At 51.4% G+C, this 26,464-nt stretch carries 20 protein-coding genes; 11 read left to right on the top strand and 9 right to left on the bottom strand.

Annotated features, from left to right (window positions below; all coding sequences use genetic code 11):
* Positions 1 to 84: 84 nt before the first annotated feature.
* A complete protein-coding gene (locus tag ACOQPM_RS03235; protein ID WP_420627790.1) occupies positions 85 to 684 on the top strand; it encodes a S1C family serine protease in 600 nt (199 codons plus the stop codon).
* A gap of 75 nt (positions 685 to 759) precedes the next feature.
* On the opposite strand, the gene ACOQPM_RS03230 is transcribed toward ACOQPM_RS03235, so the two are convergent.
* From ACOQPM_RS03230 to ACOQPM_RS03210, 5 genes are all read right to left on the bottom strand, one after another.
* Positions 760 to 1,413, bottom strand: coding sequence for a sulfite oxidase-like oxidoreductase (locus tag ACOQPM_RS03230; RefSeq protein ID WP_420627789.1), 654 nt, complete (start codon positions 1,411 to 1,413; stop codon positions 760 to 762).
* A gap of 174 nt (positions 1,414 to 1,587) precedes the next feature.
* Positions 1,588 to 2,985 (bottom strand): adenylosuccinate lyase, encoded by a 1,398-nt coding sequence (purB, locus tag ACOQPM_RS03225; protein ID WP_420627788.1) that lies wholly within the window; start codon positions 2,983 to 2,985, stop codon positions 1,588 to 1,590.
* Between the two features lie 179 nt (positions 2,986 to 3,164).
* A complete protein-coding gene (guaB, locus tag ACOQPM_RS03220; protein ID WP_420627787.1) occupies positions 3,165 to 4,658 on the bottom strand; it encodes an IMP dehydrogenase in 1,494 nt (497 codons plus the stop codon).
* 223 nt (positions 4,659 to 4,881) lie between these two features.
* Positions 4,882 to 5,805, bottom strand: coding sequence for a prolipoprotein diacylglyceryl transferase (gene lgt / locus ACOQPM_RS03215; RefSeq protein ID WP_420627786.1), 924 nt, complete (start codon positions 5,803 to 5,805; stop codon positions 4,882 to 4,884).
* Between the two features lie 105 nt (positions 5,806 to 5,910).
* On the bottom strand, positions 5,911 to 7,500 hold the full coding sequence (locus tag ACOQPM_RS03210) for a sulfatase (protein WP_420627785.1): 1,590 nt from the start codon (positions 7,498 to 7,500) through the stop codon (positions 5,911 to 5,913).
* 132 nt (positions 7,501 to 7,632) lie between these two features.
* On the opposite strand from ACOQPM_RS03210, the gene ACOQPM_RS03205 reads away from it, so the two are divergent.
* From ACOQPM_RS03205 to ACOQPM_RS03170, 8 genes are all read left to right on the top strand, one after another.
* The gene (locus ACOQPM_RS03205) at positions 7,633 to 10,287 is read left to right on the top strand and encodes an AAA family ATPase (RefSeq protein WP_420627784.1); all 2,655 of its coding nucleotides are present in this window, start codon (positions 7,633 to 7,635) and stop codon (positions 10,285 to 10,287) included.
* A gap of 66 nt (positions 10,288 to 10,353) precedes the next feature.
* Complete coding sequence (locus ACOQPM_RS03200; protein WP_420627783.1) at positions 10,354 to 11,115, top strand: tetratricopeptide repeat protein; 762 nt, start codon at positions 10,354 to 10,356, stop codon at positions 11,113 to 11,115.
* 136 nt (positions 11,116 to 11,251) lie between these two features.
* Positions 11,252 to 11,818 carry an OsmC family protein gene (locus tag ACOQPM_RS03195; RefSeq protein WP_420627782.1) on the top strand — a complete coding sequence of 189 codons (567 nt, stop codon included), beginning with the start codon at positions 11,252 to 11,254 and terminating at the stop codon, positions 11,816 to 11,818.
* 118 nt (positions 11,819 to 11,936) lie between these two features.
* Positions 11,937 to 13,202 carry an FAD-dependent oxidoreductase gene (locus ACOQPM_RS03190; protein ID WP_420627781.1) on the top strand — a complete coding sequence of 422 codons (1,266 nt, stop codon included), beginning with the start codon at positions 11,937 to 11,939 and terminating at the stop codon, positions 13,200 to 13,202.
* A gap of 11 nt (positions 13,203 to 13,213) precedes the next feature.
* On the top strand, positions 13,214 to 13,537 hold the full coding sequence (locus tag ACOQPM_RS03185) for a rhodanese-like domain-containing protein (protein WP_420627780.1): 324 nt from the start codon (positions 13,214 to 13,216) through the stop codon (positions 13,535 to 13,537).
* 110 nt (positions 13,538 to 13,647) lie between these two features.
* Complete coding sequence (locus tag ACOQPM_RS03180) at positions 13,648 to 15,093, top strand: dihydrolipoyl dehydrogenase family protein (protein WP_420628248.1); 1,446 nt, start codon at positions 13,648 to 13,650, stop codon at positions 15,091 to 15,093.
* 230 nt (positions 15,094 to 15,323) lie between these two features.
* Complete coding sequence (locus ACOQPM_RS03175; RefSeq protein ID WP_420627779.1) at positions 15,324 to 15,545, top strand: hypothetical protein; 222 nt, start codon at positions 15,324 to 15,326, stop codon at positions 15,543 to 15,545.
* Positions 15,542 to 16,402, top strand: a complete 861-nt coding sequence (locus tag ACOQPM_RS03170) for a methyltransferase domain-containing protein (protein ID WP_420627778.1) — start codon at positions 15,542 to 15,544, stop codon at positions 16,400 to 16,402. Before ACOQPM_RS03175 ends, ACOQPM_RS03170 begins: the two co-directional genes overlap by 4 nt.
* Before the next feature lie 71 nt (positions 16,403 to 16,473).
* Here the strand turns inward: ACOQPM_RS03170 and ACOQPM_RS03165 are convergent, their stop codons facing one another.
* Both ACOQPM_RS03165 and ACOQPM_RS03160 read right to left on the bottom strand, forming a co-directional pair.
* A complete protein-coding gene (locus ACOQPM_RS03165) occupies positions 16,474 to 19,230 on the bottom strand; it encodes a hypothetical protein (RefSeq protein ID WP_420627777.1) in 2,757 nt (918 codons plus the stop codon).
* 72 nt (positions 19,231 to 19,302) lie between these two features.
* Positions 19,303 to 20,181 (bottom strand): S49 family peptidase, encoded by an 879-nt coding sequence (locus tag ACOQPM_RS03160; RefSeq protein ID WP_420627776.1) that lies wholly within the window; start codon positions 20,179 to 20,181, stop codon positions 19,303 to 19,305.
* Between the two features lie 303 nt (positions 20,182 to 20,484).
* Between ACOQPM_RS03160 and recF the strand changes: the two genes are divergently transcribed.
* Complete coding sequence (gene recF / locus ACOQPM_RS03155; RefSeq protein WP_420627775.1) at positions 20,485 to 21,729, top strand: DNA replication/repair protein RecF; 1,245 nt, start codon at positions 20,485 to 20,487, stop codon at positions 21,727 to 21,729.
* A gap of 145 nt (positions 21,730 to 21,874) precedes the next feature.
* Positions 21,875 to 23,845 (top strand): response regulator, encoded by a 1,971-nt coding sequence (locus tag ACOQPM_RS03150; protein ID WP_420627774.1) that lies wholly within the window; start codon positions 21,875 to 21,877, stop codon positions 23,843 to 23,845.
* Here the strand turns inward: ACOQPM_RS03150 and rsmG are convergent.
* Positions 23,840 to 24,565 (bottom strand): 16S rRNA (guanine(527)-N(7))-methyltransferase RsmG, encoded by a 726-nt coding sequence (gene rsmG, locus ACOQPM_RS03145; protein WP_420627773.1) that lies wholly within the window; start codon positions 24,563 to 24,565, stop codon positions 23,840 to 23,842. The genes ACOQPM_RS03150 and rsmG overlap by 6 nt on opposite strands.
* Positions 24,562 to 26,268 (bottom strand): peptide ABC transporter substrate-binding protein, encoded by a 1,707-nt coding sequence (locus ACOQPM_RS03140; RefSeq protein ID WP_420627772.1) that lies wholly within the window; start codon positions 26,266 to 26,268, stop codon positions 24,562 to 24,564. The genes rsmG and ACOQPM_RS03140 overlap by 4 nt, the downstream gene beginning before the upstream one ends.
* Between the last annotated feature and the right edge of the window lie 196 nt (positions 26,269 to 26,464).

The raw sequence follows: 26,464 nt of genomic DNA, 5'->3' as shown, positions 1-26,464 counted from the left end.
CAATTTCTTTTTAGCCGCGAATTTTCACGAATTAAAAACACCTTCGCGTCAATTCGCGTAATTCGCGGCTTTTTTAATTTTTATATGAATCTTCTCAACGACATCAACCAAACTATGACTTCGCTCATCCAGACGGTGCAGCAAAGTGTGGTTCGTATCGGCAACGGCCGTCGCGGCTTTGGGGCAGGCACCATTTGGCACAGCGACGGGCTGATTCTGACGAACGCCCACGTCGTGCAGCGACGAGAGCCAGAAATAACTTTGGCAGACGGCCGTTCCTTCCCCTCCCAACTGCTGGCCTACGACGAATCCACCGACCTGGCTGCGCTTTACATTGCCGCCAATCACCTGCCAACCATTGAGCTAGGTCATTCCAGCCAGCTAAAAACGGGGGATTGGGTGGTGGCGGTGGGGCATCCCTGGGGGGTGGTTGGCGCAGCTTCCTGGGGAACCGTGATTGATGTAGGCCAACCTTTAGAGCAAAACGGGTATCGCGGGGAGCTGGTGCAGCTTGGCATTCAGCTACGACCAGGGCATTCTGGCGGGCCATTGGTAGATGGAAACGGCCGTCTCGTAGGCATCAACACCATGATCTCCGGCCCCCAAGTTGGCCTCGCCGTGCCGGTAGACATCGCCAAAAGGTTTTTGAAAGAAAAGATGGGGAGTGCTTCTACAACTTTCTAACTAGCCACAGATTTCACGGATTTTCACAGATGTTTAAAAATCTGCGGAAATCCGGTAATCTGCGGCTAACTCTTTTTAGAACCAGCGGTCGCCAGCAAAACGCTGCTCCTGCCACGGGTCTGCTTCATTGTGGTAGCCAGCCCGCTCCCAAAAGCCAAGCTGGTCATCCGCCCGGAACTCTAGCCCACGCAACCATTTGCCCCCCTTCCACAAATACGCCGACTTCTTCTCGCTGCGGTCTGGGAATGCACCAATGACGCCACGCAGGGGCCAGCCATGCTCAACCGTTAGCGGCTTGCCGTCAAAATGGGTCGCCAGCAGGAAATTATCCTGCAAAACAAGGTCTAGCGGCGTGTTGGTAGTGTACCCCACTTCGCAATGCTGAATCACATATTTTGCTTCTGGCTTTGGCTTGATGAAACCCTCGTCCACAAGCGTTTTCAGCGAAACGCCTTCCCAATCCGTATCAAATTTGGACCAGCGAGTAACGCAATGAATGTCCAGTGTCAGCTTGGTGCGAGGCAGCTTGTTGAAGGCTTCCCAATCCCACGCCACTTCTTCCTCCACCGCACCAAAAACGCGCAAATCCCAGGTAGCTAAATCGGTGTTAGGCGTAGGGCCATAATGCAGCACTGGGAACTTTTGCGTTAACGACTGCCCAGGTGGTAACCGATTCATGCCGCGTACGGCATCTTCCTGCTCGCGTCGTCCAAAAACTTTATTAAACATGAGGAATCTCCTTATTACAAAGCATTTCGCCTTATAAGTTGCAGTATAGCAAATAGAGGTAGTTTACAAAGCAGTTCTTACGTCCCCCTTACTAGCGCGTAAACAATTTGTAAGAATTGTTGCCCTGCTACAGCTCTTTGATTAGCTTACAAACAAGGATTGGCTTCACCCTACCTATTGAAGTGCATCCCTGACTGTTTGGGCGAAGGTATGGGCGCGAGATACGGCCGTTCCCACATACCCTTCCGCTCTCATCAACGTCACAACATCTGCTGCCTCTAAATATTGCCCGATGCGCTCGTCGGCAACCAGCAATTCAATCAGTGGATTGGCTTGCCCTTCACGTAAAGCAGCCCACGCCTGCAAACTTGCCTCCCGTATCCACTCATGCCCCTCTTGGCGGCTGGCTCCGGCCGCAACAAGTGCCATCAGCACCCGCTCGGTGGCGGCAAAGGGGCCGTAAGTGGCCATGTTCCGAGCAATCGCCTGCTCATCAATCACCATCTCCGCCACGATGCGCGTGGCGCGGCGCAGCAGTTCATCCGTGGCTAAAAAGCCCTCCGCCTGGAACAGTCGCCGATTGGCCGAATCGTCCAGGCTGCGCTCCAAAATTGCTTGGCTGGCATTGTCCCAAGCCACCGCGGGCAGCCCGGCCACGTACCGCGCCAGCGAGCAGATGTTCTCTGTGTTGATCGGATTGCGCTTGAAGGGCATTGCCGACGAACCGACCTGCTTTTTGCCAAACGGCTCTGCCCACTCGCCGAAGGGTGGCGACTGCAAGACGCGAAAATCGAGGGCAAATTTATGCAGCGAAGCGGCAATTCCCGCCAGCACATTTTGCACGCGCAAATCCTGCTGGCGCGTGTACGTTTGTGTGGCAATTGGAAAGTATGGTAATTCCAAAACATTCATCGCTACGGCTTCCATCTCTAGCGCGTCTATCTTTGATTCTGCGAGCAGCTCGTCGTAACCTGCCTGGGTACCAACTGCGCCTTTCAAGCCTTTGCCCCGGAGATTGGAGATTAGAGATTGGAGATTCTGGTAATCCTCTAGCAAATCCTGGGCATAGACGGCGAAGCGGTAGCCAAGGGTAGTGGGTTCGGCAGGCTGGATGTGGGTGTGGGCCATGGTGGGCAGAGCGGCCGTTTCCTCAATGCGATCCGCCAAATGTGTAAGTAACTGTTTAAGCTGATTTTGCAGGAGAACGGCCGCTTCCCGCAATCTCAGCACATCTACATTGTCGGTGATGTCTGCGCTGGTGGCTCCCCAATGGATGATGCCACCGCCCACTTCACACTGCTCGGCATAGGTGCGAATCTCGGCCATCACATCGTGGCGCGTTTCTTTCTCGATTTCCAAGGCGCGTTCGATATCCACCTGTTCGGCGTGGGCTTGCAAGTCGGCCAATTGTTCGGCAGTGACCAACCCCGCCTGGTGCTGCGCGATCGCCAACGCCACCCAAACCTGGCGCATGAGCCGCCGCTTGTTTTGCTCAGACCAAATCTGGCGCATCGCCTCGCTGCCGTAGCGCCAAGTGAAGGGGGAAATGAAGGTATCGTGTGTGAAAGTCATAATTTGAATTGGCCACAGAGAACACAGAGGAGAAAGAGAGGATCGAGTACTACCTTGTCATGCTGAGCGCAGCGAAGCATCCTACCCAAGTTGAACGGGATTCTTCATTTAGCTGCGGTCCATTCAGAATGACAACTATCAATTCTCTTAAATCTCTGTGCCCTCTGTGACAAAAAAGTCTATCGCCGTACCTGGTAGTTCGGCGCTTCTTTGGTGACTAAAATGCCGTGTGGATGGCTTTCTAGCAGACCCGCATTGGTGATGCGGACAAATCGGGCTTTTTGGTGCAGCTCCTGCAAGTTGGCTGCACCCACATACCCCATGCCAGAGCGCAGCCCACCAATGAGCTGGTAGGTCACGTCGGCCAGCTTGCCCCGATAGGGAACCTGCCCTTCCACGCCTTCCGGCACCAGCTTGTCCCGCTCGGTGCGGATGGATTGGTTGCTCTTCACGCTGCTGCCGTACCTGTCGGCTCCGTGGCCCTGCATAGCACCTAAGCTGCCCATGCCGCGATACACTTTGTAGCGGCGGCCTTCGTACAAAATGATGTCGCCGGGGCTTTCTTCTAGCCCGGCCAGCATGGAACCCAGCATCACTGCGTCTGCACCTGCCGCCATTGCCTTGACGATGTCACCGCTGTACTTGATGCCCCCATCGGCAATGCAGGGGACATTATGTTTGTGGCATTCGGCGGCGCTTTCAAGTACGGCCGTTAACTGAGGCATCCCCGCACCAGAGACTACCCGCGTGGTACAGATGGAGCCAGCCCCAATGCCAATTTTCACCGCATCTGCACCCGCTTTCACCAGATCGCGCACGCCAGCGGGAGTGGCAGCATTCCCAGCAATGATCGGCAGCTTGGGATACCGATTTTTGGCCTCGCGCACCGTTTGCAGCACCAGGGCAGTGTGGCCGTGCGCCGTGTCAATCACGGCCGCATCCACACTGGCCTTCACCAGCAGTTCCAGCCGAGCCAACCCGGTTTCCCCCACCCCAATGGCAGCAGCGCAAAGGAGACGGCCGTTTGCATCCGACGCCTGCATGGGGTAGTTCAGCTTCTTCTGGATGTCCTTGACGGTGATGAGCCCCTTCAGGTAGCCATCTTCATCCACCAACGGCAGCTTTTCAATGCGATGACGATGCAAAATCTCTTTGGCCTCTTCCAGCGTGGTGCCCACCGTCGCCGTCACCAGGTTTTTGCTGGTCATGAACTCGGACACAGGCTGTGGGCCTGGCTCTACAAAGCGCGTATCTCGATTGGTGAGGATGCCTACCAGCTTGCCATCTTCGTCGGTGATAGGCACGCCAGAGATATGGTAGCGGCTCATCAACGCTTCTGCATCAGCCAATGTGTTGTCGGCGCGCAGCGTCACGGGATCTACAATCATCCCCGCCTCGGAGCGTTTGACCTTGTCTACCTCTTCCGCCTGCTCTTCTGGCGTTAGATTGCGGTGAATCACGCCAATGCCGCCCAGTCGGGCTAGCCCAATGGCCAGCCGCGCTTCGGTCACGGTGTCCATCGCTGCAGATAGGAGCGGAATATTGAGGTACAAATTACCCGCCAGGCGGGTGCGTAAATTCACATTAGCTGGCAACACTTCGGAATAGCCGGGGCTTAATAAAACATCATCAAAAGTGAGCGCCAATGCGCCGACTTTTTCGCCAATTTCCATTGTATTCTGCTCCTTACTAAACCTCCCGCAGGCTCATCCTCAGAAGATGCTCTCATGCGAAACCTGCGGGAGGTTGGTTTTGCGCGATATAAACAAAAGCCGAGCTTGTTAAATTCAACCATCAATTACGAGATGGCTTTCAACAAACCCGGCTGCTAAGGTACCGATTTTCAGTTATCGGTAAACAGTCTGATTACCGATGACTGATCACCGCTTGCCGTATTTAATTGCGGCGTGGTTTTGGCTTGATAGGCCGTTTGCGGCGATTGCCCATTGTTTGCGGCAGGCGATCCATCTTTTTAAGCGTTAACCATAATCCAAACAAGGCAATAGCGAAAGCTGCCAGCATGGAGTAGGTCAACACTGAGCTGCCAATGGTGGTTTGGTCGGGTCGAAAAAACTCGATCCAGGTGCGATTGCCCCCCCACCAAAGCAGGAAAAGACCGAACAGGGTGCTGGGTTCCCACTTGTCTCGGAAACGGCCGTTCAGCCACACCAGCAGCACAAAACCCACAAACAAGGCAATGGATTCGTAGAAAAAGGTGGGATGAAAGCGCGTTTCAGGAGGGTAGACGGTTAAGTCACTGTACTGAGCAATGCGAAACTGCGGGTCAATGAGCAAGCCCCAGGTGCTGCTGCCAGTTGGTGGACCGTATAGCTCCTGGTTGATAAAGTTGCCCCAGCGACCAATGGCCTGCGCCAGCAGCAGTGCCGGGCCAGCCACATCGGCATAATGCCAAAATTTAAGCCGCCGCCACGCCACGTAGAACCAACCCACTAGCGCCGCACCCACAAAACCGCCTAAAATGTTTACCCCGCCAGCGCGGAAGTTGAGCACCTGCCCAATGCTACTGTACTGTGCGCCATCAATGATGTCTAAAACAACATAGGTGAGCCGGGCAAAAAAGTAGCCAGCAAACACCACAATAATGAGCCCGTTGTAAAATTCATCAATCGCTTTGACCCCGAGCTGCCGTTTTTGCAGCTCACGGGCTGCCCACCAGGCTCCCAGCGCAATGCCAATGACGATAATGATTCCGTACCAAAATATCGGCAGGGTTGCGCCCAGGCTGGGGAACCAGTTTTGTATAAATTGGGGCAGCGGGATTTCGAAGGCAACCCGGTTGATATTGATTGCGTCAAACATCTCTTTTCCTCTCTCTTTTGATTGTTAGGTTCGTTGATTTTTATTTTTTGCCACAGAGAACACAGAGGTTTTAGAGAACTTTCTCTTTTTCCTCCGTGGCTAAATCTATTCCATGTAGCCCAGAGCGCGCAGTCGGCGGGTCATGGTGTCATCCAATTCAATTTGGGTGCCCGCGTTGACCTGGTTTTTCTGGTGCGATACGGCCGTTTCCCACCGTTTCAACTCTTTGTGCATGGGTGTGGCAATGGACGGTCGTTCTGCCAGCACATTCACTGATTCTAACGGATCATCCGCCAAATCAAAAAGTTCATCTAAATTGTCATCTACCTGAATGAGTTTGTGAGGTGCAGAATCGGCTTCCGTTTCGCCCATTTGCTGCACAACCGCCCGCCGTACAGAGAGGCAGCGGTACGCCTCTAAAAGCTCAGGCTGCCGCTTTTCAATCGCCTTCACAAAGGTCAGCGGCGGATAAACCTCACTGTAGGCTACCCCCTGCTCCGGATCACGCCCCAGCACGGTGTTAGCCAACGTGAGACTATGCACCCGCACTGGGTCTAAATTGGCCGACTGTGGCAAGCGGCCTGCCGCATCCAGCATGGTGTGGAACACCCGCCGGGTGCTAACTGGCGTTTGAATCCGCTTTGGCGTCTTAAAGCGGCGTGGCCACTGCATGAGCAGCGGCACGCGCAGCAGCTCCTGGTAAGCTACAAAAGCGTGCCCCATGCAGCCGTGCTCACCCAAGCCATCCCCATGATCCGCCACGATGATAGTGAGTGTATTCTCTGCATTGTCTCGCTGCCGTAATGTTTCCAACAGTTGCCCCAAGTAAGCATCCTGGTAGGCAACCTCGGCATCATACAAATCGCTCAGCACTTGTGCTTCTAGCTCGCCCAACGGCTCGGCCAACGGTGCCGCCCAGCGGTACGATTCCCGGTTCCAGCGGCGCATGATGGTGCGGGCTTCTCTATTGCCGCGCAGGTATGGGGCCACTTTGTCAATAAATTCGGCGGGGGGCGTAAAGGGTAGGTGGGTCTCCATGAGATTGAGGAAGAGGAATAACGGCCGTTCCTCCTCCATCTCTTCTCGCTTCTGCAAAAAATAGCTCAAATCCCGCACTGAACGCTCATTCTGCCCCTTAAAATTCGCCACCCGTGACCAAATGGGCGTAAACCAAGCGTTCAGCGACAGGCGAAAGGCGAGATCAGATTGGCCAAAAAAGTTCTGGATGGGATAGGAAATGCGGCGCAAAAATTGGGTATACGCCTCAATCAAACGGCGCAGCGGGCGGGGCAAGGTAGTGGAATCGCTAGGCATACTGGGGATGGCACCCCCATAGTTGTAAAACGTTTGGAATCCCCGCTTAAAGCCATTGTTCAGAATGCCAACGAGCGGGTTGTTGCAAAAGGCTACCGTTTGGTAGCCTGCATTGCGTAAAATCTCGGCTAGATGCGGCCGTTCTGGGGATAAACTTTGCGAAGATTGGGTTACCTGGTGGGCTGTGGGGTACAGCCCGGTAAACATGGAGGCATGGCTGGGAATGGTCCACTGCGCTGGGGAAATAGCCTGCTCAAACAACACACCCTCGTTGGCAAATTGATCTAGGTGTGGTGTAATGGCCTTTTTATGACCATGGCAACCCAATCGATCTGCCCGCTGGGTGTCCAAAACGATAAAAATGATGTCTGGTTGATTCATAGGACTCTATTTTAACCGCACCGAGCAGTAGAACCAAAATTGCAAGAATTCGCTTTCAATTTATAATTGCCATCATCCAAGCTTTTCCGCATCAAATTCCGCACAAAATAACTGTTTCTCAGGATTGAGCGCATGTTGGATTCCAACACATCTCCCATTCAAATATACCTACTAGGTCAGTTTGAAATTGTTCAAGGGGGAACTCATTTAAAAGCAGATGATTGGTCGCGCCGCAAAGCAGCGATGCTCATGCAGCGGCTGGCCATTGAACGGCGCATTATCAAAGATCAAGCAATTGATTTTCTCTGGCCGGATGCGACTATGAACGGGGGTGCCAACAATCTTTACCGTACGATTTATGCCTTACGCCAAACCATTGAAAAGGCTTTTGGCAGCGGTACGGCCGAAAGCATTTTCAGCTTTAATGATGGCATCCTTAGTCTAGACCAAGGCGTGGTGGTTGATGTCCATGAGTTTGAACAATTAGCTAATACCCAATCCCCACGTTTTAATCTGGCACAAGCTGTAAAATTATACAAGGGGACACTCTTGCCCGATGATTTATACAGCGATTGGGCTTCCCCCCATCGGGAACGACTCCAAAGGCTTTTTCGAGATACGACATTGAAGTTGGTTGATGACCTGACCCAGAACAATCAATTTAGCCAAGCAATTGCCTACCTAAACCCTTTAATAGTCCAAGACCCAGTTGATGAATCGGTTCATAGGGAGTTGATGCGCCTCTATGCGCTAGACGGCCGTCGCCATGAAGCGTTGCGCCAATACCAAACCTGTGTCCAAATTCTGGAAGAGGAGTTAGGGATTGAACCAGAAGCCCAGTCCACGACCTTATACGAACAGATTCTTAGTGGTGAGATAACGGCCGCTGCCCCATCCGCCACCGCCACAGACGCAGCAACCACATCCACCTGGACACCCCCCGCACCGATTGCCCTAGAAATTGACCAATTAGCACCCATTGTCGGGCGTGAGCAAGAATTAGAAGATCTACACAAAGCGCTGCACTTGGCACAACAGCAGCAAGGGCAGACCATTTTATTAGCTGGCGTTACCGGTGTCGGCAAAACACGTCTGGCCTATGAAGCCTTACAAACAGCCACCGATCATGGTACCATCACCTTGTTTGGCACATTTTATGAACAAGAAGGCCAAATTCCTTATCTACCTTTTATAGAAGCTATCAATCGCTACCTCGCCGCCCAATCACGACCAGTAACCGATAACCCAATTACCCATCATAAAGCCATCGGCAGTACCGATCCCCAACAAGAGCATTGGGCATTATTTAACGCCACGGCCAACTTCCTAGCCGAAATGGCTCAGGAAGCCCCCCTCATTTTATTCATTGACGATTTACACGCTGCAGATGAAACAAGCCTGCGCCTGTTCCATTTTTTGGCACGACAGACACGAAGCCTGCCCATTTGCCTGTTAGCCACATATCGCACAGACATTGCCCATGCCCCCACCTCGCCGTTTGGCGTATTGCTCAACTCCCTCTACCGTGAGCAGTTACAAACCATCATCGAAGTGATTCCCCTGGCACAGACTGCCGCCGCCAATATCATTGCCCACATTCTGGAAGGCGAGCCGACCCCGGAACTGGTACAAGCCGTTTTTGAGGTTTCTGAAGGCAATCCATTTTTTGTGCAAGAGATGGCGCGTGCCCTCGTAAAATGGGAACAGCTTGTGCAAATCAACGGCCGTTGGCAGTTGAAACCAGAAGCCACCTTACGCATCCCTACAGGTCTAACTGAACTCATGCGAGAACGGATTGCCCGTTTAGGAACGGCCGTTGTCACCACCCTAGAGGCGGCCGCCATCATCGGACGCGACTTTGGGTTCGACATTTTGCGGCGACTAGACATTTTACCCGACCACGATCTGCTGGACGCACTAGACACCGCCCTGAGCGGCCAACTATTAGATGAAACAGGCACAGGTTACCGCTTCCAACACGGCTTCATTCGTCATGTGCTCTACCAAACACAGAGCCAAATGCGACGCACCCACCAGCACACCCGTATCGCCGAAGCTATCGAAACCGCTTACGCTCGTAAAGCGGAAGGGCTAATTCCTTACGTAGAAAGCCTAGCCTTTCATTACAGTCGCAGTTTAGATTTAGAAAAGGCCATCCCCTATCAATTACAAGCAGGCCAGAAAGCAGCCAAACTGTATGCGTTTGAAGTCGCCGTCACCTACTATCAAGATGCCCTAACTGCGCTAGACGAATCTGGCCGGGAAGACCCGGCTTTACGCTGGCAAATTTTAGAGCAGCTTGGTTGGTGGGGCATCACTCTGGCCGATACGGTTCGCACCGTAGACTATTTTGAGCGAGCCTTGAGTATGCCTGCAAGCGAGGCGTGGCAGCCTCAGCCAACCGACCGTGTGCGCCTGCATCGGGGCGCGGCCGTTGCCCTGCTTACTGCTGGCGATACCGAAGCTGCCGAAGCCCATCTTATGACCGCTCTCCCGCTGATGAATGAGCATGAGGATTCCGGCGATTACGCTATCTTGCTTTACAACATCGCCCAACTGCATTGGCACCGCAACGAATATCAAAAAGCATTTGACGTTGCCCAAAACAGCTTGGCAATTGCTGAACGGCTCAATGATGAAGAAGGCATTGCCCGCGCCTTTGAAATGTTGGCCCTGGCTTGCCACTCAACAGGTGATTGGCAACAGGGTCTGCTCTTTGAAGAACAGCGCGCCGAATTGGCTGGACCAGGTTTGGATGTAACTGGCGTCTTCGATGTCCACCTCTGACTGTGGGAGTATCACCTGTATGGTGATAAGGGGTATGAAGATGTCAAACAAGCGGTTGATACAACGATGAAACAAGCGAGGCGCATGAGTGCCCCCCGCGCCATGGCCGTTTGCCAATGCTTCAACGGCGCTTTGGAATTTCAGGCTGGGCGTTGGGATGAAGCGGAAGCAGCGTTGAAAGAATCGATTAAACTAAGCCGAGAAATTGGGGCCGCCTCTGCGGAAGCCCTTTCTTGCCAACGATTGGGGGTGTTGCTGACGGCGCGAGGGCAAATTGATGAAGCGTTACAAATTCTGGAAGAAGGTGTCGTAGCTGCGGAACGGGCGGTGATGCGTGCCCACTGCCTAACGCGCCTCTATGCTGCCATTGCCCGCAATCGGTTGGAGGCCAATGATTTGCCCGCAGCCGAAAATGCCCTTGCCCTCGGTTTAGAGATGAGTGAACGGCATGGCAACTGCACCACTTGCGATGCGCTCTTACTCCCGGCTGCGATCAGTGTGCGCGTAGCGCAAGGCCGATTTGATGAAGCAGAACTATTTTGCCAACGATTAGACGAGGCGGCCAATGAGTACGGCAGCCGAACCTGGGTTGCTATGGCGCAGCAAGCGAGAGGGGAATTGGCTGCTGCGCTTAATGATGTGGCTACGGCCGTTGCCCACTACACTGCTGCCTACGAAGACTTCCGCCAAGCAAACTATGATTATGAAGCCGCCCGCTGCCTAACGGCCGTTGCCGAACTCTACCGCCGCACCGAAGCAGAAGCCGAAGCCCAAACTGCCCAACACGAAGCAGATAATATCCTCGCTCGCCTACACGCTCCCCATTGATCCCATAACTCTTACCTCAACAAAATAAAGTGCAATTTCCCTGCAAGAAATCAGGGAGATTGCCCTGCTATTCTGCCCCTAAATCAATTCAGCCACTTCACAAATGAACTGGCAAACTGCTATAGGAGGCAGACACATGTTAAACAAAACAGCAACATTTTTAAACGGGGTCAACGTTGACCAACTCGTCGAAACCATCGGTGCCATTCAGGAAGATCCTGAAATTGCCAAGTTCCAGTTCCGCTCGCACACCCAATGGGTAAGCGGTGGCCACTCCCGCACAACGATTCAATCGTTTTACGGCGCAGGTGGCGAAGACACTACCCGCAGCCAACCCTTTATTTTAGAGGGTGACGAACCGGCCGTTTTGCTTGGTGAAGACCACGGGCCAAACGCAGTCGAAACCGTTTTGCACGCGCTGGCCTCATGTCTCACTGTTGGGTTCATCTACAATGCAGCAGCCCAAGGTATTCACATCGAAAGTTTAGAGTTCGATCTGGAAGGCGACCTCGATTTGCTTGGCTTTTTGGGTCTTTCGGAAACAGTTCGTCCTGGATATGACAATATTAACCTGATCTACCGCGTGAAAAGTGATGCTCCGCGTGAAAAGTTGGAAGCGCTTTGTGCTTATGTGCAAGAAACTTCCCCTGTACTAGACATCATCCGCAACCCGGTTCCTGTGTCCATCACGTTGGTTGACTAAAAAGGCGGCGGCAGGCAGCAGCACAGCTGCTGCCTGCCCCACAACCAACAGCACCTTTTACCCGAATTAAAGCTCATACGGTTAGTAAACGATTTCAGCCCTGATTTTGGAGGAAAACATGAACGCAATTATTTCTTATTCATACGGAGCACAAGCAGCATTTCGGCCGTTTCAAACCCATGCACATAACGCCCGATATGGACATGCCGTGGTTATTGGCGGCAGCATTGCTGGGCTGTTGGCAGCCAAAGTGCTGAGCGACTTTTTCAAAAAGGTAACCATTATTGACCGGGACGTGCAGCCTGATCCTGTACAGTTTCGTTCCGGTATTCCCCAAGCTCGGCACGCGCACCGATTGCTGCCCCGTGGGCTAGAGATCATGGAAGAGCAATTTCCAGGGCTCATTCAAGAGCTACTGGCCAAAGGAGCTATCAATGTTGACACAAAAAAGGAAATTACTTTTCAATATGGTGGGGAGTGGCACACGGCCGTATCCCGCCCAAAAAATCTCTCTCTATCCTGTAGCCGCCCGCTGCTCGAATCAACCATCTACCGTCGCGTAGCGGCCCTGCCCGGTGTAGAAATCAAGCAAGGCCTAAAAGCGACACGGCTCCATGTAGACAGCAAAAATGAAAAGGTAACCGGAATCTGGCTCCAATGCCGTTGCTGTGGAACGCCAGAGTACAAATTATCAACCGATCTCATCATTGACGCTAGCGGTAAAAATTCAAAGGCACCTCAATGGTTGGGCAATCTCGGCTTCACGCCCCCAGAGGAGTGGTCAATCAACTCCTTTGTTGGCTATGCCACCCGCGTGTATGAGATTCCAGAAGAGTTTGATCACAGTTGGGCAACCATGTACGTTCGGCCAACACCACCAGATGGAACGCGTGGCGGCATCATTATTCCCATAGAGGGCAATCGTTGGCATGTAACCTTACTTGGCGTTGGCGAAGATTATCCACCGCTGGACGAGGGAGGCTTTTTGGAATTTGCCAAAAGCATGCCCACACAACGCTTATACAATGCCATAAAGGATGCAAAAACCCTAACCAAGCCAATCGGCTTTCGCGGTGCGGCCAGCCGGGTACGTCGCTACGACAATTTGCCTCGATTTTTGGAAGGATTCCTGGTTTATGGAGATGCTGCCTACGTCTTGAACCCAATGTATGCCCAAGGCATGACAGCCTCTGCCATCGGCAGTGTGGCCCTACGCGAATGTCTAGAACAACAATCAGTAAATGACCTTGCCGGGCTTTCCCAAACCTTCCAAAGCCATTTGAGCCAATCGTTGAGTCGCCTGTGGCGCAGCGTTTCTAAACAAGATTGGCAATGGCCAATGACAACTATCACCGATAACACAGACAAAATCTACTTAAATTAGAGGATACAAAAATGAGAATTATTAGCCTAGAAGACCTAAAAGAAAAATTAGATCGTGGAGACAACTTCAAACTGTTTATGACGTTGGAGCGACAATATTTTGAGCAAAGTCACATTCCAGGTTCACAACATCTTGAGAACATCCCTGAAACTGTGGCGAATCTCTCACCCGATGATGAAATTGTCGTTTACTGCTCCAACCCGGCCTGCCCTTCCAGTTTCAATGCTTATATGATGCTTTCTAAGTTGGGCTACCAAAATCTTTACCGCTATGCAGGTGGTTTGGCAGCATGGCAAGAGGCTGGCTACGAGCTGGCGGGAAGCATGGCGAATTAAGTAAATCAATTATGACGATATGCTGGAAATTCCAGTATGTCTACTCATCACATTAAAAGGAATGAACAATGTACAAAAATGATAAAAAATCGAATGGTAATAACACCAGCTTGAATCACCGTGAGGTTGATGTAATTGTACTTGGTGTGGGCACAAGTGGAGAAGACCTCTCCCTAAGACTCTTGGGTGCTGGACTTGATGTTGTTGGTGTTGAGGCGGCTCTGGTAGGTGGCGTTTGCCCCTATTGGGGATGTCTGCCCTCGAAGATGATGATTCGAGCCGCTGGCCTACTTCAAGAGGCGCGTCGGATTGACGGTATCGCTGGTGAGGTTGAAGTCACGCCAGACTGGCGCTTGGTAGCCGCCCGAATTCGTGCCGAAGCAACTGGCGGATGGGATGATTCTGCCGCAGTGGCACGCTTTGAAAGCCGTGGCGGCACTTTAGTGAAAGGTCGTGGCAAGTTGACCGGGCCGCGCACTGTGACGGTGGGCAACCAGAGTTTTACAGCTCGTCGCGGTGTCGTTATTGCCACCGGGTCGAGAACGGCCGTTCCCAATATTCCTGGTCTTTCAGACGTAGATTTTTGGACGACTAGGGAGTTGATTCAGGCCGAAACGCTGCCTAAATCAATCATTCTGCTGGGTGGCGGGGCTATTGGCAGTGAATTAGGTCAAGTACTGGCTCGGTTTGGCGTTGAAGTCACAATAGTTGAAGCTGGTGAAAGATTGTTGCCTGCTGAAGAACCTGAAGCCTCGATGGCAATTGAATCGGTCTTCGCTGCGGAAGGAATTCAAATCCATACTGGCACGGCCGTTGAAGGCGTTCGCTCAGTTGATGGGTCAGTCATTGTGTCCCTGGCGGGAGGCGTGGAACTTAGTGGTGAGCGTCTTCTTGTGGCGACAGGCCGCAAGGCAAATTTAACGGGTCTGGGTCTGGAGTCTGCAGGTTTGAACAATCAGTCTCCTTTTATCCAAGTAGATGAGAGGATGCGGGCTGATGATGGCCTCTGGGCAATGGGAGATATTACGGGTCAGGGCATGTTCACCCATGTCGCTCTCTATCAATCAGCCATCATCGCTGCAGATATTCTGGGGCTTGATCGTCCACCAGCGCGGTACGATGCTGTACCGAGGGTTACTTTTACCGAACCGGAGGTAGGCAGCGTTGGCCTCACAGAGGCAGAGGCGGAGGCGGCGGGCCGCGACATCATCGTTGCGGTCAAGCAACTGCCAGCGACCTTTCGGGGTTGGCTCCATGCATCCGGGGGAGGTCTCTTTAAGTTGATCGCTGACCGCAAAACGGGTGTCCTGATTGGGGCTACGGCCGTTGGGCCCAGCGGTGGTGAGATAATTGGCTTGCTCACGCTCGCTATTCATGCAAAGGTCAAGCTAGCAGATCTACGCAGCATGATTTACGCTTTTCCAACCTTCTACGGAGGTGTCGGCGAAGCGGTTGGAGCCTACGGCCGTGGCCTAGCAACAGTCCTGGATCCCTCGTACCAGGGCTTTGAAGATCTCGACAAAGCTGGGATCGTGGAGGATGCAGAAATGGTCTAAGCTTTGTTGTAAATCACAAAAAGTATTTTGATGAAAATCGAGCCGCGAAAATGTGATTTACTCAAGTAAAAACCAATTGCGAGGCTGTGCTAATACAAAATTTTTTTTGGTTTTTACAGCAATTTCCTCTGGAAAAACCTGACGAGCTTGAAGTTCGTCAGGCTCTTTTTTGTTCAGGTAAGATTTTTGGGAGATCGGTTCTGTATAGTAAGCGTCAGAGGTGAACAATCATGAATACAAACTGTACATTTTATATTTGTCCAACCTGTTTTCACGCGAATGAAGCTGAAGCGAATTGCCACGGTCACAGCATGATTAAATATGATGCCTGCCTGTACCAAGGTGTGCAGCGCAAACCAATGACTGATAAAAACGGCCGCATAAAATCGCGTGCCCCTCGTTGGTTTTTACAAGCAACACAAAACCGCCAAGTAGTTGGGGCAATCGCATGAGTACAAAAACCCCAGAAGTAGCCTTGAACATTGATGAATTGCGCGATGCCATTCGTCACGAATATGAAGCTGTGGCTGAAGCGCCCGATCAAGGATTTCATTTTCATACAGGACGGCCGTTGGCAAAAGTGCTAGGCTATCAAGATGAATGGTTCATGGGCATCCCGGAATCCGTCGTTGATTCGATGGCTGGAACTGGCAATCCGTTTAGTCTGGGCGCATTGCAGCCCGGTGAAAAGGTGATAGATATCGGCTGTGGAGCAGGTATTGACAGCTTCATTGCTGCCAAAATGGTCGGTGACTCAGGGCAAGTTGTCGGTATTGATATGACGCCTGCCATGTTGCAAAAGGCCAAAACATCGGCCGTTGAAGCCGGTTTCAAAAATGTAGAATTTCGTGAAGGGTATGGTGAAGCATTGCCCATCTCCGATGGCTGGGCAGATGTGATTATCTCTAATGGCGTTTTGAACCTGATGCCAGATAAAAATGCTGCCCTACAAGAAATGGCACGGGTGTTAAAGGCAAACGGCCGTTTACAAATCGGCGACATCCTAGTAGAAAAGCCCGTTCCGACCAGTGCCAAAGAGAACATAGATTTATGGACTGGGTGAATTGCCGGCGCTCTGCTGGAAGCAGAGTTACAAATGGCCGTTGTGATGGCCGGTTTTGTTGAATTTGAAATTACCTGGCGTGAAGATGTATTTAACGGTGCACCACAAGAGAGTAGCGCAGCCAACTTTGGCACGGTAGGGATTAACTTCCGCGCGCGTAAATCTGCAAATGAAGAAGAATGGTTTGCAGAGATGAATAAATTGAGTTGCGAAATACCGCAACGGCCAAAATACCAAGAGCGCTAAAAGTGTCGGGGGAGAGCCCGTGATTAAATGGGACGACCAAATTTGATGTAATCAAAAAGAGATACTGACGCTTAAAATCCAAACCAGGCCATGATGTTTTCTAGTAGCTGCCCTTGCACATCTGCTGGCAACACAGCAAAGGGCATCAGCAAAAACATAGATTGCTGATCATCAGCTAAATCATCTATGGTGGCTAAACCAACCAGATTGCCGGCGTCATCACTATTTGCGCCGCGCAACAAAAAGGCGACAGAGCCGGACTCCAAATCCTCCAGAAAAAAGTCGGCAAATATCACTTCGTAGGTCATATCTAGCGTAATAGTATCTCCCGCTGCAAACCCGGCCAGCAGCACCTCATCTTCGCCAGCAAATTCCAGATCGCTGAGATTTGACAAACCAAGATCGCCCATAATGGTGGGGGATGAGCCAGTAATGAAGATTGGGCCACCTGTATCCAGATATTCAAAGATAACAAAGGTATCTTCCCCAAAAAAGCCTTCAGGGTCCAGGTAATCTCCAGAATCCCAAATTAGCAAATCTATATCTTCAAGCAGATCAATGGTGAGTGGGCCGTCTTCAGACGAAATCCAGGTTTCTACAGTGAAATTTTCAGATAGCAGCGTTTCTAGCTCGGTCTGGCTGGTAAAGCCAGAGCCAATGGGAGTGCCGTCATCATCCACAAACAGAAAGATGGTGCCACTATCACCGCTGCTTTCTTCGCCACTGTCGCCTTCGTCTTCACTTTCATCTTCGTCAGAATCGCCATCATCTACGGGAACTTCGCCCGTATCCAGCACAGAAAGCACGAACGAGCCGCCATCCTCAAAGTAGTCACTTACAATAATGGTGTAAGGGGCATCATCGGGAATCTCAAGGCCGATAATTGCTTCGTCTTCGCCAACAAAGCCAGAATCGGCCGCAGCCAGGAAGATGTTGTCGGCGTCGTACACCTCTATCACGGCGTCCAAATCATCGCCGCTTGCGACAATAATGTCTATAACGGCAGGGCCGTCTTGGAAAGTCCATCTAAACTGTTCGCCAACCCCAAGCTCCCCTTCAACCGTCTCATCCAGACCAATATTACCCTGGTCTAGGGCATCAATTTCCGTGGGCTCTGGTTCTTCAATTTCATCTTCGTCGTCTGGCTCTTCAGTAGGGTCTTCTTCGGTGTCAACGGCCGTATCCTCATCCTCGCTCTCTTCTTCTGCTTCCTCTTCAGGTTCCAGCTCACCGCCGGTAAGTAGTTCTGCTTCTACCTCTTCACCAGCCATGTTGGTAGGGCAAAGAGCAAGGTTATCTTGCAGCAAGCAGTCTGCCAGGGCGTAGCTGGCGTTACGGGGGATGAGGTCCAAAAGGCGGGTTACGGTGCTTTCTAGCCCCTCTTTGCTAGCTGCCAGCACCACCAGACGACGCTCACCGCCGCTTTCATCCAGCAAGATCAAAGCCGTGCCAGACATTTGCACATTACCTAGTTCAGATTGGATGAGCCGGTCAAATACTTCTTCTTCAGCATCTTCTCCGTCCGGATCTTCCTCATCTTCAGCCTCAGCATCTTCGGTTGCTTCTGAATCAACCTCTTCTGAATCGGCATCCTCATCCACCTCGTCCTCGTCAGCTTCTTCCGCTTCCAGTGCAGCTATTTCGTCTTCAGTCAGGATTTCCGGATCGATGGTGAGGGTGATGCCAGCATCGGCCAGCATTTCGGCTACATCTTCTGCCTGGTTGTACAGTCCCAGGTAGATGGCATCTCCGCTTTGGGTATCGGGGGTGGCCAGCGTTAACTCAATTTCGGCAGCGCGCAGGCTGTCTTGCAGCGTGATGATTTCATCGAAGGCGTCTGGCCCCAATTCTGGCGTTCCGGCGTAAATCAGGTCAATTTCGTCGTCAAAAAAGTAGGGGAAGTCGGCAACGGTGTAATCCCGACGGATAGGCTCACCTAAAAAGTCAGCAATTTGGGCAATGAAGCGGGCGTTGTCTAGCACGGTGAAGTATGGCTCCATCATGAATTGGATGTCGCCGATGGCCAGGACGTTGCCATCGGCAGCGGTTGCGGCCAGTGTCAGACCACCGGGGCGGTCTGTGGCGGAAGACCAGGTGTTGTCGTCGCCAGCCATGAGCGACTCTGCGCCTGCGCCTACTTGAATAGAGTGTGCGCCGTAGAGCGCCACTTGTTCTAAATCGGCCGTGAGTGGCCCAGAAGCAAAGCCAACGTCATTCAAAATAATATTGCGGAAATTGCCTTCGTTTTCGATGGTGTTGTAGAGGTAGTCGCCATTGAAAATAAGGTCGAAGCTGTTGGCCAAGCTGTTGAGCGGGATTTTGTCGGTTTCTACAAACACATTGAAGCTGAACAAATCTTCTTCAACAATGATGTTGTAGCGAGTGGGGTCGCCCATCATGAGCAAACGGCCGCCGCGCTGCACAAAATTCTCTACGGCCTGAATCTCATCGGGCGTGTAAGCGACCAGCGGCGTGATCACGACAAAGGCGTTGACACCGCGCAGAGCGGTAGAAAGGTCGCCCCCGGTGTAGCTAATCATCTCGACACTACGCGCTGCTAAACGGCCGTCTAAATAACCAATTTCATCCAGCGTAAACGCATTATCATGTGCCTGATCGAGCAATACGACCCCGCCAAACGCTTCGGGGGCGTCTACGAAGGCGGCGGCGGCTGGAGTTGGCACGCTTTCTACCACCGAAGCTACGTCGTAGGTGGGCGGTTCGGTGCGGTCCCCACCGCCCAGTCGGTAATGTTGCAGGTAACGAACGGCCGTTGGCGCAATGAGCAATAAAAGAAAAACGAGTAGAAAAATTAATCCTCGGCGCATAATCAAATCCTAATGAACGATATTGGGTAATCAAGAAATTGAACTGAAAATTTCCAAATTACTCAATTGCTTCTATTGGTTGGCGGGCAATTCAATGTAGCGATAGTACAAACCGGGCGGCAAATCTGCCGGGGTTGCCCACAGCTTTTCCTGGTCAATGGCGGGAACCTGGTAGGTACCAAACGCCACCGACCCATTTTGGCCAAACGTCAGTGGGTAGAGTTCTACCACCTCGTAATTGCGAAGGCCTGCAAGTTCAGCAGCTGCGTCAAACGCTTCGCTAGTAGAGATGATGCCATCAATAAGACCTAATTCCAACGCCCGCACGCCGTCGAATATTTCGGCGCGAGAAAGCAAATCGAGGTCAGCATTTAATTGGTCACCACGGCCGTTGGCCACTGCTTGCAAAAAAGCAAACTTGAGCGTTTCAGCACGCCGCACAAAGCCATCCCGCGTACCGCCAAACGATTTATACGGGCCGGTGGTTAGCACTTCTTCTTCAATAAATGGTGTATCTGGCAGGGAGCTAATGACACCAATGCTGCCGATGGCCGAGCCGGGCTTGGCGTAAATGGCGTCCGTGGCAGCCGCGATGTAGTAAGCGCCGCTGGCAGCCAAAAAGTCTACGGTAGACACAACCGGTAAATCCTGTCGCGCTGCCAATACATCCATGTACAAATCTTCACTATCAGAAGCCGTGCCACCAGGACTGTTGATGACAATCACCACAGCCTTGATGGCAGGATCGTTCCGGGCAAACAGAAGCTGCTCACGAAACTCAAAAGCCGTAAAGTTGGAGATGTCATAATTGAGGCGAATAACGCCAATTTGGGGTTTGGGAAGGAGTCGTGGGGCCATAAACAGGCCAATGGCTAGGGGAACCACAACAACAACTAAAAAGAGGAGAATATACCGGAGTGGGGAACGGCCGTTGCCGTCATTTTGCACCATACTTAGCTCCTTTTGTTGACACGTAAAACGGTTTTGATCATTTGTTGCCGGATACGGCACTCTTCAATTTCATCTTTCAACCAGGGACCGACCACAAATGACACATTGCAAAAGGATAACATGTTGAGATCATGATGGCAACAAGGGATATTTCTGCATCTCTCATGGGCCGTTATGCGTTGTCCAGCCATTATGTTAAAATCCTCTCAATCTACAATTTTGGTTGACCGCCCAGGTAAATCTGTGTAAAAACGGGAAAGTTTTTTGTAACCTGTCTGGGCTTAGAGACCACAGCAAACGCCCATGCACATCACCCACCTATCCCTAACGAATTTTAGAAATTACGGCCGTCTGGAACTCACCTTACCCCAGGGACCCATTTTGCTATATGGCAACAATGCCCAGGGCAAAACCAACCTACTTGAAGCAATCTACTATTTGGCTACGACGCGCTCCCCGCATGCCGACAACGATGCCCAACTGCTGAACTGGAATGCCACCCAAGCTGAGGAGCCCTTGATTGTGGGCCGATTAAACGCCACTGTCGCTACGTCTAAACAAACCATTTCCCTGGAAATGCGGCTCATTCAGGAGCAGAAGATAGCCCGTTCTCGCACAAGAAACTTCAGTTTTCGGCGGCAAGCACTTATAGACCGACGCAAAGTGCGCCTAATGGATTTGCTGGGCATGATGCGGGTGGTGCTCTTTTTGCCAGAAGATGTGCAGTTACTTACTGGTTCCCCGGCGAACCGTCGCCGCTACATGAATATCACCCTATGCCAAATTGATCCGGTTTATTGCCGCACACTCTCCAACTACAACAAGGTTTTAGAGCAGCGTAATGCCACGCTGCGCCAATTGGCAGAGGGCCAACCGGTGCGGGACGTGCTACCGATTTACACGGAGAAGCTGGTTGAGCTAGGCAGTCTTATTTTTCTGCGACGCGCCAAATTTTTAGCAAACATCAGCCAACAAACACAGCAAATACATTATGAATCATTGACAGCAGGTAAAGAATCTATCAAACTGCTTTATCTACCACGATTGAACAGTAGCCGATCAAAGGTGTCGCCATACGAGGAGCAAAGCACCACGGAGCTGGCTGATTGGCTTGAAAACCATCAGGGACAGTCAGAATTAGTTTCAGAACGTTTTGGTAAACTACTCGCAGATTCTTTAGCAACTGATATTGCGCGTGGGGCCACAACAATTGGCCCTCACCGTGACGACTGGACTTTTCAATTAAACGGCCGTTCTCTGGGCAGTTTTGGCTCTCGTGGACAGCAGCGCACTGCGATTCTGGCACTAAAGATGGGCGAGATCAACTGGATGGAGACAGCAACTGGTGAACGCCCTATTTTGCTGTTGGATGAAGTAGTGGCAGAATTGGATGAACAGCGACGTGCAGCTTTGCTCAACGCCGTCACCAGCACCACACAAGCTATCTTAACAGCCACAGACCCTGGCATGTTTTCTGACACGTTTTTGCAAACGGCAACACGCATGGAAGTTAAAAACGGCCGTATTCAAATAGCCGTTCAGGAATAAAATAATGGTTTCCCAACGAACGGCTACTTCAAGCCCAATCGCCAAATCTACGTTTTGTATCCGAATGGACACAAAGTAATGTAATTAACCAACTAGGCACAGCAAACCAAACCGGCAAGTGCCCCGAAATTGAGTGAACAGTATTGTGAACCAAACCAACCAAGACCCAACCGTAGTGCTCATCATAGACGACATGCGCGAAAACAGGCTACTGCTCTCCTCTCAGCTACGGCTAGATGGGCACGACATCATTGAAGCAAGCGGCGGGCGAGATGGCATCGCAATGGCTCAAAAACATGACCCCGATCTCATTTTGCTCGATGTGATGATGCCTGACATCAACGGGTTCAAAGTTTGCAAAATCCTCAAGGAAGATCAGCGAACGCACCTTATTCCTATCATCATGATCACCGCGTTGAGCAAGGTCGAATCCCGCATTGAAGGCAAAAAAGCTGGCGCAGATGAATTTCTCTCACGCCCACACATCCGGGAAGAGCTGCTTGTCCGTGTACGAACCCTCATTCAGCTAAAGCGCGCCCGTACAAATTTGGAAGAAGAACGGCATCGCCTGCAACTGCTGTATAACATCAGCCGCGCCGTTAGTACCCAGCTAGATTTAAAGTCAATGATGTCTACCATTATTGAGGAAACGCAAGCGGCCGTTGGTGCCACCAAAGGCAATATCATGCTGCTCAATGAGCAGGGCGATGTGTACCACAAATTCATTATCCGGGCTGGCTCTCCTATTGAAATTAGCGACCGCGTAACCCGCGAAGTAATGACGCGGGGACTAGGTGGGTGGCTTGTTAAAAACAAGCGAACCGAAATAATCCACGACATTCGTCAGGACGATCGCTGGACCACCCTACCGGACGATGTAGGGGAAACCGGCTCTGCTATCGGCGTTCCACTCCTTGGCTCAGACCGCACCGTTGGTATTCTTATTCTGAACCATCCAGAAGTTGGTTACTTTACTGACGAACATCAAAAATTGCTCAATGCCATTGGCGCTACAGTCTCCACAGCCATTGCCAATGCTTACTTGTTTACAGAAATTAGTGAAGAAAGGCGCAAGCTGGAATCGATTCTAAGCCAGGCAACAGATGCCATTGTTACGACTGATGAAGAGTGGCACATCTCATTGTTTAATCATGCAGCCGAGCGTCTTTTCAATCTGCAGGCTGATGAAGTAGCGGGAAGAAACCTGGGCGATATTGAGCAGCTCCAACTATTGCTTTCAAGTTACGGCAACGGTAGTAATCAAGCCAACGCGCAAGAAATCAAGCTGGAAAATGGCAGTACGCTTTTTACGAGTATTTCAGCTATCCAGGGTGTTGGCTATGCAGCCGTGCTGCAAGACATTACAGAGCTTAAGCGTATTGAAGAATTCCGGCTGGCTGAAGAGCGGCGGAAGAAACAAGAGATTAAGGAAACATTCTCACGCTACATGGGTCCTAGTCTGGTGGACTATGTGTTGTCTCATGAGCCAGGGCTGATGGCGCGCCGTGAAAGGCGGCGTGCGGTGGTTATGTTTGCCGATATTCGCAGCTTTACGCGCTTTACAAGGCTTGTTGACCCAAATGAGGTGATCGAACGGCTGAACAAGTTCTTCACCAAAATGACAGAAGTTGTCTACCGGTTTGAGGGTACTATTTTTGAGTTGACAGGTGATGAAATTTTGGTGGCGTTTAATGCTCCTTTTGATCAGGCTGATGCGGCGAACCGTGCGGTGGAAACGGCCGTTGCCATGCAAAAACGGTTCAACGCACTACGGATGGAGCTATTTGAAGAGCTAAACGCAGGCTTTGGCATGGGAATTGGCATTGATGAGGGGAATGTGATTGTAGGTAATGTAGGTGCCGAAACGCGAATGACTTTCCGCATGGTGGGAGATGCAGTGAACACGGCTCACCGCTTGGTTGACATTGCTGTAGACGGCCAAATTGTGGTCTCTAAAGGCGTTTACGACAAGCTAGAGGTGAACAGTAGCGATCTATTGCTGGCTCATCCGTTAAGCCCGGTTGGAGCCGTAGAAATTCAGGGCAAGGACGAGCCGGAACACCTGTACCAAGTGCAAATTCCGTTAGAACAAATGCTGGCCGAAGAGGAATTATAACGGCCGTTTACTTGGCACTCCCACCCGCCGTGGATATTTTTCCGGCGTTTCCCGCTCTTTTTGTATTGTAACCAAATAATGAGTCTGGCTTCTTTGCGGCAAAAGCACCGTATTCAGGTTTGGCTCCTCGCCGCCGAGCACCTGAATTGCATTTAGAGCATCCTCTATCTCTCGCTGTACCCCATCCCCTTTCTGCGCCAATGCGGTTCCTCCCACCCGACACAGCGGCAACAAATATTCAACCAATATGCGGAGTTCCGCCACGGCTCTGGCGGTTGCCCAATCATACTGGGCTCGATGCTGTGGCGACTGCCCCAGCCGTTCCGCTCGTTCAGTGGCGATTGTAACTTGTGTTAAACCAAGTTCCTGAACAGCTGCCTGCAAGAATTGGCCTTTTTTACTTACGCTTTCTACCAGCGTCAATTTTAGCTGTGGAAACAGAATTTTGAGCGGCAGGCCAGGAAACCCCGCCCCAGACCCAACGTCAATGAGGGAACGGCCGTTCAAATCCCCCACCACTTCCACACAGCTCAACGAATCTAAGAAGTGCCTAATGCGAATTTCGGCGGGGTCACGAACGGCCGTTAAATTCATCCGCATATTCCAATCAAGCAGCAACGCCTGGTATGCAGCAAATTGATGCACTTGTTCATCTGTTAAAGATGCGCCCAAGCCATTTGCCCAATCAGCAAATTGAATCCACTCGGCTGTGTGTTTCACTGTGAACGGCTCCGCTCTAGCTCTTTGCGGGCAACTTCAACTTCGTAGCTATCGTACTGCTCACCACCAAAAAGTGCCGGCTGGTAGGTAAGCCAATCTTGCACCAATACCAAATCGGTAGGCACATAAAGTGGCGCTAGCGGTGCAATTCCCTCATCCCCAAACATGATATTTTCAATTTGGCGGTAAAGTTCAAGCCGCCTGGAAATATCTACCGCTGTAGCCGCCTCACGAATGAGCATATCTACATCGCCGCACTCCCGCCGTTCCCGATTTTCACTCTCCTGACAATGCAGCAAATCTCCCATCCAGTTTTGTGCGTCAGGAAAATAGGATGCCCAGGCAAGCTCCCAAATATCCGGCCTGGCTGCACCTGCATCCGCCCGCGTATTGGCTAGCAATGTGCCAAATGGCACCTGCTCAATTTGAATTTGAGACTCCTCGCAGCCTAATTCCTCCACCCACATTTGGACGAGCAACTCAGCCTGGAGCAACGAAAGATCTGAGGATGACACCATAAAACGAATTTCAGGCATTAGGCGGCAGCTACCAAAACCGCTTTCTACCATTTGCAGGCGAGCATAATCTGGACTGTACCCTACACCGACTTGATCTGTTGGCATTGCCCCAAAGACACCGGGCGGTATTAAGTGGCGCATGGGTACGGCCGCTTGCCCAAACACTTCTTCCACAAGCTCTTCCCGGTTAATGGCGGCACTAAAGGCGCGACGGACATTTGGCTCGCGGAAAATGCCGCTTTGAAAGTTAAAGTTCAAGTAGAAAACAGTTTGTTGGCTCACTTGTTGAAGTTGCTGCAAGGTAGCTGGTGGCAGATCACCTAAATTTAGCTGGGTGGCATCAATCATATCCAATGATTTGGCTTGCCACAGCAAGAGCGCAATCTCATCGGTATCTATATAATTGATTCGGATAATTTCGCTGTTGCCCTGAAACGGAATTGGCCACAGTGTGTTCCGCTGCAAGGTGCTAAAGTCTGGCGAGGTGGGAATGAAGGGGCCACTGGTTAATAGTGGTGCACCGTCCTGAACGGCCGTCTGCCAATCATTGCCATACTGTTCTACAAATGAGTCTTCAAAAAGTTCGCGGGGTAACGGCCGCATAAACCAAAGGCTGGTGATAGTTAAAAAGTGTGCGGCTGACCGATTGAGGCGTATTTGCATGGTGGTATCATTTAACGCTCGCACGCCGATATTGGCCAGGTCTGCCGGAGTTGCTGTGGTAATTTGGTGTACTTGCTCACACCCTTCTACCAAAAACAGTATAAATGCGTCTGGCGAGTTGGTTTCGCGGGCACAGGTTCTTTGTATGGCAAAGACGATGTCGCTGGCCACCACAGGCCGCACTGCCTCAGAGATGACATAGCCATCCACCACTTCTTCACTGGGGCGTACCCAAAAAATGTCATCCCGCAGCGAGAAGGTCCAGGTACGGCCGTCTGCCGACACTTCCCATGATTCTGCCAAAGCTGGATCAACCTGATTGGTTGCGTGATTGTAGCGAGTAAGCCCTACAAACATATTCTCAACCAGATCAATCCCATCTGGATCGTCAGTGACTTGTGGGTCAATATTGGGCACATCGCTACGCACAAAACTCAAATCCACCACCACAGGTTGTTTTTGCTCTGGTGCGGCGGTAGGAACGGCCGTAGGCGTTGGCGTCAGTTCCAAAATTCGGGTCACTACTATCTCTTCGCCCGCAATATTAAAGACCTCTGTCACGACCACGGATGGTACTTCTTGACTATTATCGCAGGCTACAAATAAAATGATCCCACTTATAATGAACGCTAGGCTCAGGCAAATGAAAGTTTTATTGATCTTGGGTTGATTTTCCATCACAGCGTCATGCTAACCCATGCAAAACTGGGTGACAAGT

This window comes from Candidatus Leptofilum sp., assembly GCF_965223525.1.
Lineage (GTDB): Bacteria > Chloroflexota > Anaerolineae > Promineifilales > Promineifilaceae > Leptofilum.
This window is presented reverse-complemented; position numbering and strand designations above follow the sequence as displayed.

Excerpts from the sequence above, each read along its gene's own strand:
- ACOQPM_RS03235 (WP_420627790.1), top strand. The coding sequence starts at position 85 with ATGAATCTTCTCAACGACATCAACCAAACTATGACTTCGCTCATCCAG.
- ACOQPM_RS03230 (WP_420627789.1), bottom strand. The coding sequence starts at position 1,413 with ATGTTTAATAAAGTTTTTGGACGACGCGAGCAGGAAGATGCCGTACGC.
- purB (WP_420627788.1), bottom strand. The coding sequence starts at position 2,985 with ATGACTTTCACACACGATACCTTCATTTCCCCCTTCACTTGGCGCTAC.
- guaB (WP_420627787.1), bottom strand. The coding sequence starts at position 4,658 with ATGGAAATTGGCGAAAAAGTCGGCGCATTGGCGCTCACTTTTGATGAT.
- lgt (WP_420627786.1), bottom strand. The coding sequence starts at position 5,805 with ATGTTTGACGCAATCAATATCAACCGGGTTGCCTTCGAAATCCCGCTG.
- ACOQPM_RS03210 (WP_420627785.1), bottom strand. The coding sequence starts at position 7,500 with ATGAATCAACCAGACATCATTTTTATCGTTTTGGACACCCAGCGGGCA.
- ACOQPM_RS03205 (WP_420627784.1), top strand. The coding sequence starts at position 7,633 with ATGTTGGATTCCAACACATCTCCCATTCAAATATACCTACTAGGTCAG.
- ACOQPM_RS03200 (WP_420627783.1), top strand. The coding sequence starts at position 10,354 with ATGAAACAAGCGAGGCGCATGAGTGCCCCCCGCGCCATGGCCGTTTGC.
- ACOQPM_RS03195 (WP_420627782.1), top strand. The coding sequence starts at position 11,252 with ATGTTAAACAAAACAGCAACATTTTTAAACGGGGTCAACGTTGACCAA.
- ACOQPM_RS03190 (WP_420627781.1), top strand. The coding sequence starts at position 11,937 with ATGAACGCAATTATTTCTTATTCATACGGAGCACAAGCAGCATTTCGG.
- ACOQPM_RS03185 (WP_420627780.1), top strand. The coding sequence starts at position 13,214 with ATGAGAATTATTAGCCTAGAAGACCTAAAAGAAAAATTAGATCGTGGA.
- ACOQPM_RS03175 (WP_420627779.1), top strand. The coding sequence starts at position 15,324 with ATGAATACAAACTGTACATTTTATATTTGTCCAACCTGTTTTCACGCG.
- ACOQPM_RS03165 (WP_420627777.1), bottom strand. The coding sequence starts at position 19,230 with ATGCGCCGAGGATTAATTTTTCTACTCGTTTTTCTTTTATTGCTCATT.
- ACOQPM_RS03160 (WP_420627776.1), bottom strand. The coding sequence starts at position 20,181 with ATGGTGCAAAATGACGGCAACGGCCGTTCCCCACTCCGGTATATTCTC.
- recF (WP_420627775.1), top strand. The coding sequence starts at position 20,485 with ATGCACATCACCCACCTATCCCTAACGAATTTTAGAAATTACGGCCGT.